The 16,100-nt window shown below is 67.4% G+C and carries 17 protein-coding genes and 1 tRNA gene; 7 read left to right on the plus strand and 11 right to left on the minus strand.

The genetic code is table 11. The features are described 5' to 3' along the window. Positions 1-37: 37 nt before the first annotated feature. The gene (locus GBA63_RS00075; protein ID WP_166179661.1) at positions 38-805 is read left to right on the plus strand and encodes a succinate dehydrogenase/fumarate reductase iron-sulfur subunit; all 768 of its coding nucleotides are present in this window, start codon (positions 38-40) and stop codon (positions 803-805) included. 133 nt (positions 806-938) lie between these two features. Here the strand turns inward: GBA63_RS00075 and GBA63_RS00080 are convergent. Then, positions 939-1,014, minus strand: a tRNA-Gly gene (locus GBA63_RS00080). A 53-nt stretch (positions 1,015-1,067) separates the two neighbouring features. On the opposite strand from GBA63_RS00080, the gene GBA63_RS00085 reads away from it, so the two are divergent. Continuing rightward, on the plus strand, positions 1,068-1,583 hold the full coding sequence (locus GBA63_RS00085; protein WP_166172313.1) for an NUDIX hydrolase: 516 nt from the start codon (positions 1,068-1,070) through the stop codon (positions 1,581-1,583). A gap of 49 nt (positions 1,584-1,632) precedes the next feature. Further along, positions 1,633-2,319, plus strand: coding sequence for a hypothetical protein (locus tag GBA63_RS00090; protein WP_166172315.1), 687 nt, complete (start codon positions 1,633-1,635; stop codon positions 2,317-2,319). Between the two features lie 158 nt (positions 2,320-2,477). Here the strand turns inward: GBA63_RS00090 and GBA63_RS24215 are convergent, their stop codons facing one another. Further along, positions 2,478-2,813 (minus strand): GNAT family N-acetyltransferase, encoded by a 336-nt coding sequence (locus tag GBA63_RS24215; RefSeq protein ID WP_166179663.1) that lies wholly within the window; start codon positions 2,811-2,813, stop codon positions 2,478-2,480. A 55-nt stretch (positions 2,814-2,868) separates the two neighbouring features. After that, entirely contained in the window at positions 2,869-3,438 is a 570-nt protein-coding gene (locus GBA63_RS00100; protein ID WP_166172317.1) for a flavoprotein, read from the minus strand. A gap of 124 nt (positions 3,439-3,562) precedes the next feature. On the opposite strand from GBA63_RS00100, the gene GBA63_RS00105 reads away from it, so the two are divergent. From GBA63_RS00105 to GBA63_RS00115, 3 genes are all read left to right on the plus strand, one after another. Continuing rightward, entirely contained in the window at positions 3,563-3,739 is a 177-nt protein-coding gene (locus tag GBA63_RS00105) for a hypothetical protein (RefSeq protein WP_166172319.1), read from the plus strand. 82 nt (positions 3,740-3,821) lie between these two features. Then, a complete protein-coding gene (locus tag GBA63_RS00110) occupies positions 3,822-4,574 on the plus strand; it encodes an SDR family NAD(P)-dependent oxidoreductase (RefSeq protein WP_166172321.1) in 753 nt (250 codons plus the stop codon). Between the two features lie 5 nt (positions 4,575-4,579). Continuing rightward, on the plus strand, positions 4,580-5,206 hold the full coding sequence (locus GBA63_RS00115) for a hypothetical protein (protein ID WP_166172323.1): 627 nt from the start codon (positions 4,580-4,582) through the stop codon (positions 5,204-5,206). A 114-nt stretch (positions 5,207-5,320) separates the two neighbouring features. Here GBA63_RS00115 and coaA read toward each other — a convergent pair whose 3' ends face one another. The 3 genes from coaA to GBA63_RS00130 are packed head-to-tail and all read right to left on the minus strand — an operon-like array spanning position 5,321 to position 9,070. Next, positions 5,321-6,268 carry a type I pantothenate kinase gene (coaA, locus tag GBA63_RS00120; RefSeq protein ID WP_166172325.1) on the minus strand — a complete coding sequence of 316 codons (948 nt, stop codon included), beginning with the start codon at positions 6,266-6,268 and terminating at the stop codon, positions 5,321-5,323. A gap of 1 nt (position 6,269) precedes the next feature. Continuing rightward, a complete protein-coding gene (locus GBA63_RS00125) occupies positions 6,270-6,605 on the minus strand; it encodes a hypothetical protein (protein ID WP_166172327.1) in 336 nt (111 codons plus the stop codon). Continuing rightward, positions 6,605-9,070 carry an MBL fold metallo-hydrolase gene (locus GBA63_RS00130; protein WP_166172329.1) on the minus strand — a complete coding sequence of 822 codons (2,466 nt, stop codon included), beginning with the start codon at positions 9,068-9,070 and terminating at the stop codon, positions 6,605-6,607. The genes GBA63_RS00125 and GBA63_RS00130 overlap by 1 nt, the downstream gene beginning before the upstream one ends. A gap of 122 nt (positions 9,071-9,192) precedes the next feature. Between GBA63_RS00130 and GBA63_RS00135 the strand changes: the two genes are divergently transcribed. After that, entirely contained in the window at positions 9,193-9,456 is a 264-nt protein-coding gene (locus GBA63_RS00135) for a hypothetical protein (RefSeq protein WP_166172331.1), read from the plus strand. A gap of 53 nt (positions 9,457-9,509) precedes the next feature. Here the strand turns inward: GBA63_RS00135 and pknB are convergent, their stop codons facing one another. Genes pknB through GBA63_RS00160 form a run of 5 tightly spaced genes read right to left on the minus strand, consistent with a single transcriptional unit; the run spans position 9,510 to position 16,099 of the window. Then, entirely contained in the window at positions 9,510-11,582 is a 2,073-nt protein-coding gene (pknB, locus tag GBA63_RS00140; RefSeq protein WP_166172333.1) for a Stk1 family PASTA domain-containing Ser/Thr kinase, read from the minus strand. Positions 11,583-11,600: 18 nt separating this feature from the next. Continuing rightward, complete coding sequence (locus GBA63_RS00145; protein WP_166172335.1) at positions 11,601-13,055, minus strand: peptidoglycan D,D-transpeptidase FtsI family protein; 1,455 nt, start codon at positions 13,053-13,055, stop codon at positions 11,601-11,603. Next, the gene (locus GBA63_RS00150) at positions 13,052-14,347 is read right to left on the minus strand and encodes an FtsW/RodA/SpoVE family cell cycle protein (protein ID WP_166172337.1); all 1,296 of its coding nucleotides are present in this window, start codon (positions 14,345-14,347) and stop codon (positions 13,052-13,054) included. The genes GBA63_RS00145 and GBA63_RS00150 overlap by 4 nt, the downstream gene beginning before the upstream one ends. A gap of 12 nt (positions 14,348-14,359) precedes the next feature. Beyond that, positions 14,360-15,592: a Stp1/IreP family PP2C-type Ser/Thr phosphatase gene (locus tag GBA63_RS00155; RefSeq protein ID WP_166172339.1), complete on the minus strand. Its 1,233-nt coding sequence runs from the start codon at positions 15,590-15,592 to the stop codon at positions 14,360-14,362. A 3-nt stretch (positions 15,593-15,595) separates the two neighbouring features. Continuing rightward, positions 15,596-16,099 carry an FHA domain-containing protein gene (locus GBA63_RS00160; protein ID WP_207956988.1) on the minus strand — a complete coding sequence of 168 codons (504 nt, stop codon included), beginning with the start codon at positions 16,097-16,099 and terminating at the stop codon, positions 15,596-15,598. Between the last annotated feature and the right edge of the window lies 1 nt (position 16,100).

A 16,100-nucleotide genomic window follows, 5' to 3' on the forward strand; every position in this document is an offset into this window, starting at 1 on the left:
CAACGGAAACGGCAAGAACCCGGGCGACGTGACCTCCATGGCCCACTCCCCGGTCCCGAACGAGGATTTGGGCAAGAGCGGCGGGACGGCGCGGCTCAAGATCTTCCGCGGCGACGCGGAAGGCGGCGAGGAGGTCGACTACGAGATCCCGCTCGTCGAGGGCATGGTGATCCTCGACGCGGTTCTCGGTATTCAGGCCGAGCAGGCCCCCGACCTCGCGGTCCGCTGGAACTGCAAGGCGGCCCACTGCGGCTCGTGCAGCGCCGAGATCAACGGCAAGCCGGCCCTTCTGTGCAAGTCCCGCGTGGACGAGTACGACGGCGATATTCACGTCGGCCCCATGCGGGCCTTCCCCGTTATAAAGGACCTCGTCTCCGACGTCTCATGGAACTACGAAGTCTCGAAGGGCATAACGCCCTTCCAGAGCGACGAGCAGGCGCCCTTCACGATGTACGAGGAGGACGTCGAGCGCCTCTACGAGCCGAAGAAGTGCATCGAGTGTTTTATGTGCCAGGACGTCTGCCACGTCTTGCGCACCCACCACAAGCACGCCGAGTTCGCGGGCCCGCGCTTCTTCGTCCGCAACCAGTGGCTCGAGATGCACCCGATGGACAACCAGGACCGTTTGCACGATCTCAAAGAAGACAACGGCCTCGGCTACTGCAACATCACCAAATGTTGCACCGAAGTCTGTCCCGTCGGCATCAAGATCACGGACAACTCCATCATCCCCCTCAAGGAGCGCGTCGCCGACGAGTACTACGACCCGGCGAAGTGGCTTATGCGCAAGATCAGAGGGCGCTAGGCTTCAGGTTTCAGGCATCAGGCTTTGTGGAGGGAGGCCGCCCCGACTTCGGGGCGGCCTCCCTCCCTTTGTGACGGAGACACGAAAAAGCTGAAAAGCACCGCGTCGTAGACCTGAAGCCTGAAACCTCTAATGGAGCGGACGACGGGCTTCGAACCCGCGACCTCCAGCTTGGGAAGCTGGCGCTCTACCAACTGAGCTACGTCCGCGTGAGGTCAGGATTTTAGCACGCCGGACGAGGCTCTAGTAACCTGGGAGGGCTTTGGAAAAAGAGTACCGGACTTCTGAATACGACTTCTGCCCCCGTTGCGGCGGCCGGTTGGAGACCCGCGCTCTCAAAGAAGGAGATCCTGAGCGGCTGGTGTGCGGGAACTGCGGGTTCGTCTTCTACCTGGGGCCGAAGCTTGTGGCCGGCGCCGTCTTCGAGCTGGACGGAGAGATAGTGCTGGTGCAGCGGGACATCGAGCCCGGGTACGGGAAGTGGACGTTTCCGGGCGGGTTCGTGGAAAGGGGGGAGAGGGCCGAGGCCGCCGCGGAGCGCGAGGTGTTGGAGGAGTGCGGGGTGGAGGTCCGGGCGAGGGGGATCATTGGTCTCTACTCTTATGAAGGCCAGATCCCGGCCATCGCCGTCTTCCGCGCCGACGTGGTCGGTGGCGAGCCCGTTCCCCTCGACGAGACGATGGACGTGAAGGGCTTTCCGCGCGACGGGCTACCGTGGAGCAAGATGGCCTTCCCGAGCACGGAGCAGGCGCTGAAGGACTACTTACGCCTGGCCTAACCCGAGACGGGGAGTGCTGAACGACGTGGGTCGGAAGGCGGGTGCAGAGTTGGTAGCCGCGCTATTCTTCGCCTCCGCCACCGTTTTGATCCTGTCCGGATGCGCGTCCCGCACCGGAGAGCCGGAACCGGCTTCGAACGGGGAGAGGGTCCCGGATACCGCCGTGGTCGTGTGCGGCCGGGACGAAACGCGCGTCCTCACGCCGCGGGTCGAGGCGCGATCCGACGGGGTGCATTTCGAGGTCCGAAATCGGCTGGGGGCTGATACCGGATTCGCTGCGCTGGGTCGGGAAGGAGGCGCGGGGGGCGAAGCCTCGAAAGGCGGCAGCAGCGAACTCGTGGGCGACGTCTCGCCCGGAGGGGCGCGGGCCGGTTGTGAGGAGCCGCCTTACGACGGTATCGGGAAGATCAACTACGCGGCCTTTGAAGTCGTGGACCGGAGGGGCCTCTACAAATCCGTCGGGCTCGAATGCCGGGGTGGCATGGCCGTCAGCGGCGGCGCCCAGTACGCCCCGGGAGCAAGAGGGGTGAAGGGGGATCTCGTAAAGCGCGCTCGGAACCAGTTTTCTGATGAGATCCGGGTCGACGACGTAGTGGAACTCGCCGGCTACCCGAAGCTCCCGGACTACAGGATAGTTCGCGTCGTGCGAGACGGCCGGGTGGTTGCCACGGTCCACTTCCTCGGTGAGGGGGACGGCTGGCTTCAGGACAGCTACGAAGCCTGCGAGGGTTTCTAGCCGAAAGGCCGCCCGGCCTAGCCGCCCCCGCCCGCGAGCAGCACGTTCGAGTCCTCCCAACCGTATGCCACCTCGGAGAGCCACGCGCCGCCGAGCTCGAAGCCGTCCTCGGCGATGGGTATGCCCCGAGCGATTCGTAGAAGCGGCGGGCGGGGAGGTTATCCGTGAACTACCCACAGGAGCATGGAGTTTACGCCGTTGTCCGCAAAGTGTAAGGACCACGGCGCCAACGAGAGCCGTCTTCCCGTGCCGGTGCCCTGGTGGGACGGGAGGACGTAGACGGTCTGGAGTTCGCCCTCGTATTCCCTCAGGTCCCGCCAGCGTTTCTCGCGGGTAGTACCGGAGGCGAACCCGAAGACGCCGCCTTCGTCCTCGGCGACGAAGACGCAGCCGTCTCCGGCCGTGACGACGTCTTGCCAGAGCCGCTCGGACTCGTCGTGGGAGAACCATCGAGATAGTCCTTCGGCACGATGCCCTCGTAGGCCGACCGCCAGGTGCCAACGTTAACGGCGGCGATGTCCCGCGCGTCGGAGATCTTCGCCGGCCGTATCAGGGGGACGCGTCCGTCGTGCGCGAACCCAGAGCCTCTCCGACGGCGGCCACTATCTCCGCCTCTTCCGCGAGACGGCCGACGCCGGGCAGCTCCTCGGTGGAAGCCATCAACCCCTCGGACGGCCCGACGAAGCGGTGGCCCCAGCCTCTCAGCGTCTCGACGTTGCGGGCCGTGGACGGGTTAGACCACATCTCCGGGTTCATGGCGGGCGCCCACAGCACCGTTCTCGCGCCGGCGAGGATGGTCGCCGAAAGCAGGTCGTCGCCGAGGCCGACGGATGCCCGGGCCATCGCGTCTGCGGTCGCGGGGGCCACGAGGACGAGGTCGGCCCAGCGGGCGAGGGAGACGTGCTCGACGCGGCCTGAACGCTCCCACCACGTCTCGTCCGTGTGGACGTGCTCCCCGGCTGCGACCGCCAGGGTCTCCTCCGGGACGAAGCGGAAGGCGGCCTCGGTGGCGGCGACCTTCACTTCGTGGCCGGCCTCTCTGAGGCGCCGGATCACGCCGGGCGCCTTGTACGCCGCGATGCCGCCCGTCACCCCGACGAGTATTTTTCCGGCGTCCATACGCGGCAGTATACCCGGCTCGAACCGCCGGAAATTGCCAGTTAGAAGCGGGCGCCGAGGTGGTACTATACGTGCCCCGGTCTCGAAGGTCGGGTGTGCGTTACGGACGGAAGGACGGAGGACAGTGGTCAGCAAGGTGCGCAGTCTGCGCTGGCTGGAGGATCTGAAGGAGTCACAGAGGCTGACCGCCCGCGAGGAGCGGCGCAAGGAGGAGATCCTGGCCGTCTTCCGCGAGCTTTACGATATCTCCGTCAACAACCCCGAACCACCCGTCTTCCCGCCCTGGCGCCCGTCCTGGTAGGGGGCATCCGCGGGGCTCGTCGAAACTTTCCTCGTCTTTCCCGCTAATATGGCTTCCCATGGAACACCCGCTAGAAGGTAAAGTGGCCGTCGTCACCGGCGCCTCGAGCGGCATCGGCGAGGCGGCGGTCCTGGAGTTGGCCTCCCGCGGCGCCTCGGTCGTGGCGGCCGCCCGGTCGGCCGAGAAGCTGAAGGACCTGGCACGCAGGGCCGCCGCTTCCGGCGTGCTTGCCGTCGAGACCGACGTGTCGGACCGCGACTCCGTGGAGGCGATGATCGAGAGGGTCCTGGGCGAGTTCGGCCGGCTGGACGTGCTGGTGAACAACGCGGGGCTCGGGCTCTCGGGCCGCGTCGCGGAGTTGCGGGCGGAGGATCTGCGCTACGTCTTCGAGGTCAACGCCGTCGGTCCCCTGAACTGCATGCAAGCAGCCCTGCCGCACATGGGGAGGGGGGGCCGCATCATCAACGTCTCCTCCGTCGTCGGCAAGCGGGCCATCCCGAAGGTCGGGGGATACTGCTCCACCAAGTTCGCCCTCAACGCTCTCTCGGACTCCCTTCGGGTCGAGGTGGCGGACCGCGGCATCTCGGTGACGAGCGTCTACCCCGGCACCACCAGGACGTCCTTCAGGGACAACTCCCGCCGGACGAAGGACGAGAAGCGCGGCTGGCGGCCGAAGGGCGTAACGCCCGACAAGGTCGCAAAGAAGATAGCCGCCGCCGCCGAGAAGGGGCCGCGCGACGTGTACGTCACGCTCTCGGACCGGCTCTTCGTCGCCGGCGTTACGCTGTTTCCCGGCCTTACGGACCGGGCCCTGCGGTCCTGGGCGAAGGACTAGACTCGTTGGGTTTCGAGGAGAGCGCTCTGTCCCGCCTGCGCCGCTACCGCGGGGAGGCCGACCGCTCGCGCGAGCTTGCTCGTGAGATCGAGGGCGTTGCCCGACGTCTCTCCGAACGGCTTTTCGGCGGGCTGGAGCACGCGGCGGTGCTCGCCCGGGAGGCCGGCTTCGAGGTCGAGGCCTCGAACGTCGGTGGTTTCTTCGCCCTCGGCGTCACCGTAGCGCCCGGCATGGAATCCAGGGTCGAGTTCGGGGTGCTCGGGGGAGTTGCTGCCGAGACGGACGAGGACCTCATGCACGAGGAGTTGAGCCGCTACAGCCTCGACCCTTCGGGCTACTCCGGCCGCGTCCTCGGCTGGTCTCGGGCCGTGGACGAGGGGCCCTGCCAGACGTTCGCCGTCTACAGGGACGGCGTGTGGAAGACCAAGGGACTCTTCGTGGCGAAGGCCCGAGGCAGGGTGGACGACCCCGACGACGTCCTCAACGGTTTCTGCCTGAGAATACTGGGCAGGCTCATAGACCTGGCCGCGACGACCGGGGGCGTGGGACGCCGGTGGGGAGACATTAGTGGGTACGGTCTCGCCAGGTACGCGGACGGCGAAGCCGCGCCGACGGAGCTGCGCCTTCCATAGAGCGGTCAGCTTATCTTCTGTCCCGGTTGGGCCCGCCTGGAGGAAACGAAAAGGCGCGGACCAGCGCCGTGTGACGACTGGCTGATGGCTGACCGCTGAAAGCTGACCGCTATCTCACAGCTTGCGCAGTTCGACTTCGACCACGCGGTGGTCCTCGCCCTTGTTCAGGATGAGGTTGGCGCGTTCGCGGGTCGGGAGGATGTTCTCCCTCAGGTTGACGCCGTTTATGTCGCGCCATATCCCACGCGCCACGGCCTCGGCCTCCTCCGCGGAGAGGCGGGCGTAGCGGTGGAAGTACGAGGCCTCGTCCTGAAATACCGTGTCCCGCAGCTTCAGGAACCGCTTCAAGAACCACCGCTCGATGTGGGCCTCGTCCGCGTCGACGTAGATCGAGAAGTCGAAAAAGTCGGAGACGAAGAGTGGCATCCGGTCCCCGCGGCGGCCGTTCCCCGTCTGAAGGACGTTGAGGCCCTCCACGATCAGGATGTCGGGCCGCGTGACGGTCTGGAATTGCCCCGGCACGACGTCGTAGGCGAGGTGCGAGTAGACGGGGGCCCAGACCTCAGGATGTCCCGCCTTCACGTCGGCCACCAAACGGATAAGGCGGCGCAGGTCGTAGCTCTGGGGGAAGCCTTTTCGGTTCATAAGGCCGCGGGCTTCGAGCTCGTGGTTGGGGAGGAGGAAGCCGTCCGTGGTTACCAGGCCGACCTCCCTGTGGTCGGGCCAGCGGGAGAGCAAGGCCCTCAGGATACGGGCCGTGGTGCTCTTGCCGACCGCCACGCTGCCCGCCACGCCTATGACGTATGGCGCCCCCGACGTCTCCTTGCCCAGGAAGGCGTCCGTCGTCCCGCGCAAAGCCTGCGTGGCCGCGACGCGGAGGTTCAGCAGCCGCGAGAGCGGGAGGTAGACGTCCGTCACCTCCTCCGGGGAGAGGCTCTCGTTGAGGCCCTGCAAGGAGGCCAGGTCTTCCTCCTTCAAGGTCAGCGGCGCGCTGTCCCGCAACTCTTTCCACTCCGGTCGCGAGAAGCGGGTGTAGCGGGAGAGGTCCGACCCGGAGTCCACGCTACCGCTCAGTCTCTCTCGCAGAGCGAACCTCGTAGGATGCTCCGGCGGCGTCGGGGACGGGACGCAGAAGTCCTTTGCCAACGAGCTCTCCCAGGGCGTCGGCTATGGCCGCGTCCGGGTGGTCCTTCAGCGTGCCGCGGAGGTCCTTGCGGTTGACCTCGCCCTGCGCCAGAAACGAGCAGAGGCCCGCGTACAGGACCCTGGCGGCGGGGGAGATGGGCAACGTCCAGACCTCCGGCTCGTACCAGAAAGCCCCGATGCCCGCCGCGTTCTCCGGGCGCTCCCCGCGGGCGTCCTTCAGCCGGACGACTTCCGGAAGCCCCCGGTCTTCCACTACAGGACGGTGCGGACCGTCTCGCCGACGGTTGGGGTGTGGATCTTGTGATCGGGGGCCAGGCGGAAGGCGAGGTCGCTGATGCGGCGGCGGGAGCCGTGGATCAGGATGATCTGGCGCGGAGAGAGCTTCCTCGTGATACCCAGCAACTCCTCCTGGGTACAGTGCGCGGCGAAGGAGACGCGCTCGACCCGCCACTGCTCCTCCTCGCCCTCCGCGCGGTGGGTGCCGTACGAAGAGGCGGCGTTTGAGGGCAGGATCACGGCGTTCTTCGGGTCTCCCTCCAGCCTGCGGCGGTAGAAGGCGCTGGCCCCGCCCTGCATGGTTACGGGTGAAGCTATTACGGCGCAGGGGTTGGTTAGTATGCGCTCGCGGGCCTTGTCGTCGTTTGCGACGGCCCTGATGTTGTCCGAGAAGAAGATCTCGCGCGGGTCGCTGTGCTGCAGGTACGGCTTCATGTACCCGAGCTGCTCGGCGTAGAGCCGCTCGGAGGTCGTTACCACGGAGCCGTCCACGTAGATAAAGACGTCCTTGTCGAGACCGTACTCCCGGCCGTAGTGTTTGAGGCCGAGGATTATCTCCTGCGCCTGCCCGAGCGCGTAGGTAGGGATGAGCACGCTCCCGCCCCGCTCCATGGTGGTCTCGTTGATGGTCTCGACCATCGTCCTTATGGAGTCGGAGAAGGGCTGGGGCTTCTGATCCGCGAGCGTGGCCTCCATGATCAGGAGGTCTATGTCCTTCACGTCCGGCAGTTGGGCCGAGGGGATGGAGAAGTGGTCCTCCATGCAGATGTCCCCGGTGTGGAAGACCGTCGCCGGCCCGGACTGGAGCAGCACGCTCGCGGCACCCAGGATATGGCCGCTCTCCGTGAGCGTTATCTTTGTCTCCCCGATCTTCAACGGCTTGCCGAAAGGCACGGGCACGAGCCGCTTGCGAACCTCGTGTATGGGCGCCCCGCCTGGCAGGCCGCCGCCCATCGCGGCGTGGTCGTTGAGCGCGCTCACGATGAGCTTGGCCGACGGGGGGGTGCAGTAGATCGGCATCCCCGGCCTATCCCTGACGAGCAGCGGCAAAGCCCCGCAGTGGTCCAGGTGGGCGTGGGTTATGACGGCCGCGTCCAGCCGGTCTATGGCGCCGAAGTTGGGGGCGGCCGGTCCCCTCCCGTCCGGCTTGATCCCCGCGTCCACGAGCACCCGCGACGCCCCGAAGTCGAGCAGGTGGCTGCTCCCGCCAACCTCCCCGGCCCCCCCGAGCGCCCGGAACGAGAGCGTGGGCCTCGGCCTGGCGTAGCCCCCGTTGCCGTTCTTCTCCGGCCCCTGCGGCTCTACGGGATCTTCCGGCTGCGGGGCAGGGGAGGGGTCCGGGTCTTCGGCCTCTTCCTCGGCCGGCCCGGCGGCCTGGGTTCGCGGGGCGCGCAGGTCGGCCTGGGCCTGGAGCACCTTGCCCATGAACTCGAGGAGGTGTGCGGTCCTGGCCGCGGAGTCGAGCGAGGCGGGCATGGCGCCTACCTCGTTCTTTACCGCGCGCACCAGCAGCTCGCCGAAGCCGTCGTCGGTGAACCGGGCGTTCTGCAGGGCGTTCTTTATGCGGTCGCGCTCGGCGACCACGCGACCGAGCTCCTCGTGCAGCTCGTCGACTCGCTCGGCGGCCCGGGAGTAGGCCGACCGCTCGCTCTGGAGGGCGCGCTCCAGTTGTTTGCCGCGCTGGTCGAGCTCGGCGATGCGTTCGTCGAGGCGGGCCCTGGCGTCCAGGGCGGAGGCTGCCTGTTCTTCGGCCTTGCGGATCAACTCGGACGCGCCGCTGCGCTCGCCGGTCAGGACGTCAACCTCTTCGGCGAGGGCCGCCGCCCGCTCGTTCGCGGCCCTGGACGCGAACGAGAGGCGCTCGTTCTCGCCCTTCAACCGTTCTAGCTCGGCCTCTAGCTCCCGCACGTGGGCGTCTTCCGAGGCCTTCTTCTGGGCGGCCCCCTTCTCGGACCGCCAGGCCGCCGTCAGGCCCGCTATGACGGCCGGGTCGAGCGTCTGCTCGGCGCTCAACGCGGCCAGGAGCAGGCCCTCCGTCGTGTGGGCGGCGGCCAGCTCTTCGAGGTTCTCGGTGTTGAGGTCATCGAGCGCGTCGAACGTCTCGGGGGGGATCTGCTCCTGGACGGCCGTACTGAACGCGCCCCAGGCTGCGGGGTCCTGGATGATCCTGCGCGCCACCCCCCGCAACAGCGCGGCCCCGCCCCCCGATTTGCGCGTCAGCGCGTCGGCCTGGATTCCCCTCGGGAGCAGGACTTCGTCGAGGCCCGGGACGCTCTTGCAGAGCTCCGCAAGGGCCCTGCGGGTGTCGAGCCTGCCGAGGCGGCCCATAAGCAACTCTTCTGGCAGGTCGTCGGGGGGACGCCTGTCTAGCCTGGACCGGCCGGCCTCCTCGTCCGCGTTTGTTGCCTCAATTTCTTCGTCTTTGGGTATGGGATCTGACACGAGAACTCCCTCCGCGAATGTGAATGTCATAAGGAGTCTTCATACTGCCGTGATTCTATCATGGGGTTAACAGGGCCCCGCCGGGCTTCTCCTGCGCCCCTTTCTCGTATAGACTCCGCGGCATGAACGATGCTTCTGAAACGGCGGTGAAGGTAAGGGCCAACTCGCCCGGAAGGTATCCCATCCTGGTCGTGGAGCTCTCTTCCGGGGAGCTACGCGCAACCTACTTCGAGACGGATTACGATCTTGAACGAGGAAAGACGGTGGAGGAGGACTGGCTCCGGGACAACGCTATCGGACGTCACAGCTTCGTCGGGGTGGAGCCGCCGGCCGAGGTCCCGGTCTCTTCCCTGGGCGACTACGCGCGGCGGGAGATCATCGGGTAGGCCTGGAGACCCGCGCGTAAGGGCGGTTCGCGAACCGCCCTTACGCCGACTTTCTAGTCGTTACCACCCCTGTTGCCGCGGTTCGGCCTGCCGTTCCCATTACCCTGTCCGCCGCCTGGCACGTTGTCGTTATTGTTTACGTTCTCCTGCACGTTGGGTGGGACGTTGCTGCCGCCGTTCGGCCTGCCGTTCCCATTGCCCCCGTTCCCGTTACCGCTGTTGCCGGGTCGGTTCTGGTTGTCCGGCTCCGTCGTGGTCGGTTCCGGAGAGGCCACCGTTGGTTCTGGCGGGCCCGCGCTGTAGTAGAGGGTAAGCGTGGAGCCGGGATCGACGAGCGCACCGACCCCGGGGTCCGTCTCCAGCGCCGTGCCGGCCGCCTCGTCGCCAGGCACCTCGACAGGACTGGAGAAGAGGCCTGCGTTCTCGAGCAACGCCTGGGCTTCGGAGAGGGTGGCACCGTACACTGCGGGGACCTCGACCTGCTGCACGCCGAGGCTCACCGTTACGTCGACTTCATCGCCCGGCTCCAGGCTCTCCCCGTCGACCGGGTCCTGGGAGATGATCGAGCCTTCCGGCACGGTGTCGCTGTAATCTTCGACCACCTCCCCGAGCGTCAGGCCGGCTCTTTCGAGGATCGGCTGCGCCTGGTCCAGGTTGTTCCCGGTCACGTCCGGCACCTCCACGGTGTCGGGCCCGGTCCCGACGGTTATGGTGACCTCGGAGCCCCTCTCGACGGTCCTCCCGCCGCCGGGCTCCTGGCCGATGACCAGGTCCTCGTCCTCGAAAGAGCTCTCTTTTTCGTCGGTGGAGACCTCGAAGCCCGCGTCTCTCAGGGCTTCTTCGGCCACGTTTCTGTCATCGCCGACGACGTTGGGAATGTCCGCGACCTGCGTGCCCACGACCTCCACCGAGATCGTCGAGCCCTCCCTGGCCTCCCCGCCGCTCTCCGGGTCCTGGCTCAGGATCGTGCCCACGGACTGCTCATCTTCCCTCTCGGCCGTGGTCTCTATGTCGAAGTCGTCCCCGAACTCGTCCTCGGCCCGGTCCACGTCCATGTTTACGAGGTCCGGGACGGAGATCATCGCGGGCGGGGGGGCTTCTTCCTGCTGGTTGCCGAGCAACGAGTACCCGGCCCAGGCGAGGGGGGCCAGGATGAGGAGGGCCAGGAGCGCCAGTATCAGGGGCATCGCCCTCCTGCGGCGTTTCCCCTTGCGGCGGACGCTCTGCGGGGGCTGCTGGGGGCCGACGCGCGTCGCCGCGGCGGGCATGGCGGCCGTCATCATCTCTGTGGTCGCGCCCGCCGGGTCGAGGCCGGCCACGACGCGCTCCAGGTCCTCTATTAGCTCCGCGTCGCTCCCGTAGCGGTCGGCCGGGTCTTTTGCCAGGAGCCGCACGGTCACGGCGTTTATGCCGTCGGGGACGGCCTCGTTCAGTATCTGGGGCGGCACGAGGTGGCCGTTGACGTGCTTCATCGCTATCCCGAGGGGCGTATCCGCATCAAAAGGCATCTCGCCCGTGAGCATCTCGTAGAGGACGACGCCCAGGGAGTAGAGGTCGCTCGCCGGGCCGACGGGCTCGCCCATCGCCTGTTCGGGGGAGATGTAGTGGGCCGTGCCGAGGATGTGGCCCGTGCGGGTCATCGTCGATGAGGAGGCGGCGCGGGCTATGCCGAAGTCCGTCACCTTCACGTCGCCCGAGCCGGTGATGAGGATGTTGTGGGGTTTTATGTCGCGGTGGATCACGTCCCGCTCGTGCGCCGCCTTGAGCGCCTCCGCGATCTGCAAGGCAACGGCTGCCGCCGTCCGCGGCGGAAGCGCCCCGCGCTTCAGGATGCGGTCCTTCAAGGTCCCGCCCGAGAGGTACTCCATCGCGATGTAGTACGTCCCGTCGTCGGCCTCGCCCCGATCGAAGATGGAGACGATGTTCGGGTGGGAGAGGGCCGCGGCACTCTGGGCCTCGCGCTTGAAGCGCTCGACGAACTCCTCGTCGCCCGCGTACCTGACGCTCATCACCTTGAGGGCCACGTCCCTGTCCAGGACGTCGTCGTGGGCCAGAAAGACCTCGGCCATGCCCCCGGACCCGAGCGGCTGCTGCAGGCGGTAGCGGTTGTCTACGAGCTGTTGCATCGACCCCGCATTATATCGTTACGCGCCCCCGTCTCTCAGGTGGGCCTCCATCAGGTCTTGCGCTATGGGGATCGCGGGTGTGGCCGCGTCGCCCTCCGCGTCGATCACGCCCCCGTTCTCGACCATGACCGCCACCGCTATCTCGGGGTCGTCGGCCGGGGCGAAGGAGACGAACCAGGAGTGGGGCTCGCGCGGCGGGTCCTCGGCCGTCCCGGTCTTGCCCGCCACCTCAACGCCCGGTATCTCCGCTTCGGTGAGTTGTCCCGTGGTGATGACGCCCTGCATCATCTGGTTGAGGGTGGCGGCGGTGGTCCCGTCGAGCACTTCGTTGCGGACGCTCGGGCTCGGCTGGTCGAGGATGATGCCGTCGGGGGAGCGGACCTGTTTCACGATGCGGGGCTCCATCATGGTGCCGCCGTTGGCGACCGTCGCGGCCACGAGGCCCATCTCGAAGACGTTGGAGGAGACGCGGTCCTGGCCGAAGCTTATCTGGGCCGTGTTCCCCTCTACCCACTGGTCAACCGGGTACCCGAGGTCGCTGCCCGAGACCGGCAGCGGAAAGTCGTCGTAGGGGTCGCCGTAGCCGAAGTCCTGGGCCGTGTCGTAGAGGAGCTGCGGGCCGATCTCGTTTATGGCGAGCTTCGCGAAGATGACGTTCACGGAGAAGGCGAGCGCCTCGGCGAACGTCAGCCGCCCGAAGTCCTTGCCCTGGTAGTTGAAGACCGTGTAACCGGGCGTCTCGAGCTCGCCCGGGTCGAAGAACTCGTCCGTGGGCTGCACCCCGGCCTTCAGCGCGGCCGCCGAGGTTATGACCTTGAAGGTCGAGCCTGGCGGGTAGAGGCTCTGCGTGGCCCGGTTGATGAGGGGGGCGTCGGGGCGCTGGGAGAGCTCGGGCAGGGTCTCGTCTATGTTGTTATTGTCGAAGGAGGGGTAGGTGGCGAGCGCCAGTATCTCCCCCGTCTTCGGGTTTATCGCCATCGCGGAGCCGCGTCCGGTGGGGCTCGCGGCGAGCGACTCGTGGGCCAGGCGCTGCAGATCCGGATCGAGGGTCAGCGTCACGTCGTTGCCGCGCTGGGGGCCGCCCGTGGTGCGGTTTATGAGCTCGTCGAGGGTGTCCGGGTCGCCGGCGACGCTGGAGAGGTCCGTGTTGTTGCCGATCTCTATCCCCGTCGCCCCGTACCTGGTGCTCCAGTACCCGACGACGTTGGTGAAGGGCTCGCCCCCCGGGTATACGCGCTCGTAGATGGGGCCCGAGATGCCCTGGCGCTTCTCGCTGCGGGCCAGCACCGTCTCGCCGTCTCCGGCCAGGATCAGGCCTCGGGGAGACTCTATGGCCCTCTGGGTCTGGAACCCGTTCTGCGGGTTGTTGGCGAGGGACTCCCTGGCGTAGACCTGCCAGTAGGCCATCATCACGACGAGCCCGACGAAGCCGAGCGCGAAGAGGTAGAAGCTGCGCCTGAGGTGCGCGTTCAAGAGCCGTCACCCAGCCCCGCCTGCTCGCGGCGTCCGGCCCTCTCCGAGATAAGCAGCAGGAGGCCCGTGAGTATGAAGTTGCCGACGACCGAGGAGCCCCCGTAGGAGACGAAGGGCAGCGTGATGCCCGTCAGAGGTATGGCCTTCGTGACCCCGCCGACGATGACGAGCGTCTGGATGGCGAACATCGCCGTCAGGCCGAAGGCGAGGAGCTTCGAGGCGTCGTCCTCGGCCATCAGGGCTATCTTGATGCCGCGGTAGACGAAGACCAGGAAGGCGAGCAGCACGGCCGTTGCGCCGAGCAGGCCGAGTTCGCTTGCGACGGCAGAGAAGACGAAGTCGGTCTCGACCTCCGGGATCGTCTGGGCGAAGCCCGCGCCGAGCCCGGTGCCGAGCAGGCCGCCGTCGGCGATGTTGAAGATGCTCTGCAGGATCTGGAACCCGTCCGTGTCCGGGTAGGACCACGGGTCGAGCCAGGCCCGCACCCTGACCTTTACGTGGTCGAAGAGCAGGAACGCCAAGAAGGACCCGACGGAGAAGAGGACCGTGCCGAGCAGGACGTAGGCGATGCGGCCGGTCGCGGCGTAGAGCATCAGGAGCGGGACCGCGAAGAAGAGGAGGCTGCTCCCTAGGTCCTTCTCGAAGACGAGCAGGCCGAGGGACGCGGCCCAGACCAGGGCGACGGGGCCGAAGTACTTGAGCGCCGGGATCTGGACGCCCAGGATCGTTCGGCTCGTCGCGGCCAACAGGTCCCTCGTCTCGGCGAGGTAGCCGGCGAAGAAGATTATCAGGGCTATGCGGGCGAACTCGGAGGGCTGGAAGCCGACGGGACCGAGGCTCACCCACAGGCGGGCTCCGTTCACCTCGTACCCGAGGGGGGTGAACGTCGAGGCGATCAGGAGGACGGCGACGACGGCGAGCAGGTACTTGTAGTCGAAGAGGCGGTAGTAGTTGCGGAAAAACAGGACGAGCAGGAACATGGCGCCGGAGCCGATCAGGATCCAGACCGCCTGCGTGATCGCGAGCCCCGTCTTGTCCTCGACGTTGTACGTCAGGCGGAAGATCATGACGAGCCCGAGCCCCGTGAGCAGCGTAACGAGCGGCAAGAGCAGCACGTCCGAGTGCGGCAGCAGGAGCCTGACGCCGAGGTAGAGCGCGAAGAGGGTCCCGGCGTAGTAGGCGCCGTAGATCAGGGGCGGGCTGGCGGCGCCCTGGGCGAAGATGAGGGTCGCGAAGCCCAAAGTGGTGACGAGCAGGGCCAGGATCATGGGCGTGGTGGCGCGCTGGGTCAAGGGAGGATCAACCTACTCGCCCATGTCCGCGAGAACCTTCTCGGCCTCGTCTCTGGTGTAGAGCTTGTGGGTCTCTATGGGCTCTTCGTAGGGCTCCTTGATCTCGGCCTCCGAGAGCCCCGGCCTCTGCCACTCCCGGTTGAGCTCGACCCCGAAGGGCGCGTACGGTATTCCCTGGTGGGCGACGACGTCCCCCTCCTCGAACGAGAAGTAGTACCGGCTCGAACCCCACAGGTACGCCGGCACGAGCGCGACGATTACCACGAGGATGACTGCCAGCCCCCTCGTCAGGGCAGCCAGGAACCTCGCGAACCCGCCGGAGCGCCGCTTGCGCCTCTTCGGGGACCCGGAGCTCTTCTGCGCGCTTCTCGCGGGTGCTCCCGTGGACGAACGCCTTGCGCCCCTCTTCCCGCGGGCCCCCCTCGCGGCGCCCGTTTCGAGGACCGGCATCTCGCTTGTGCCACCCGCCGGGTCTCCCGCGGCCGCGGTGGCGCGCGGGACCCTCTCAGGCTCCTCGCGCTCCTTGACGTCGATAACGACGACGGTGATGTTGTCGTTGCCGCCTGCCTCGAGGGCCGCGGCGAGGAGGTTCTTCGCCGCCTTCTCTGGGTCTTCGGACGCTTCCGTAAGGATCTCCGCGACCCTGTTCTCCCGCACCATGTCCGTGAGGCCGTCCGAGCAGAGCACGAACCGGTCCCCGGCCTCCACGGGGAGCGTGGCCGTGTCCACCTCCACCGCGTCCTCGGCCCCGAGGGCGCGGGTGATCAGGTTCTTCTGGGGATGCTCGGCCGCCTGGTCCCGCGTGAGGTCGCCGCTGCGGACGAGCTCGGCGACTAGGGAGTGGTCCTCTGTTACGGGCCTGAGCTCCCCGCCGCGCACGAGGTAGGCCCTGGAGTCGCCGACGTGGGCCAGCTCGGCGACGGGCTCCCGGCGCGTCCCCCCGAAGCGGACGGCCACGACCGTGGTCCCCATCCCCGACAGCCGCTCGTCGCCCCTGCCGGCCGCCAGGATGCGGCGATTCGCCTCCTCTATGGCCTGCCCGAACGGGTCGTTGGGGCCGAGGCCGCGGAGCACGTCTACGGCGATGGAGCTCGCCACCTCCCCGGCCTCGAAGCCGCCGACGCCGTCGGCCACGACGAAGAGCGTCTCGTCCTCGCCCTCGCCGACGAGGAGGGCGTCCTCGTTGTTCTGGCGCACCTTGCCCGGGTCGGTGACGCCGAAAGGCTGGAGTTCGAGGAGGGGCAAGGCCTACTCCTCGTACCGGAAGGTGGTCGAGCCGATGCGGACGTTGTCCCCGTTCCTGACCGGCGTGGCGCCGACGGTCTTGCTGCCGTTGACGAAGGTCCCGTTCGTGGAGCCGAGGTCCTCCACGTACAAGAGGCCGCCGTGGCGGGTGAGCTTGGCGTGCCTCCCGGAGGCGTAGTCGTCGCTCTTGAGGACCACGTCGCTCGCCGAGGAGCGGCCCACGCTCGTCTCGCCGTCGCGCAGCTCGAAGCGCGTCTGGGGGGCCAGGATGTCCGACTCTTCCACGACGAACTCGGGCGTCCCCGTGGGACGCGGGGCGTATGCCCTCTGCCCGTTGCCCTGGGGACCCGGGCGCCTCCCCGACCCACGACCGGGCACGTATGGTTCGTCGTCCGGCACCTTGCGGAGGTCTCCTATCCCGCGGCGCATCACGGCGTAGATAAAGGCGAAGAGCAAGAGCAAGAGCAGCGCCTTGGCCGCCAGGAGCGGCACCTGCAGCTCGAGCATA

The organism is Rubrobacter tropicus (assembly GCF_011492945.1).
GTDB lineage: Bacteria > Actinomycetota > Rubrobacteria > Rubrobacterales > Rubrobacteraceae > Rubrobacter_D > Rubrobacter_D tropicus.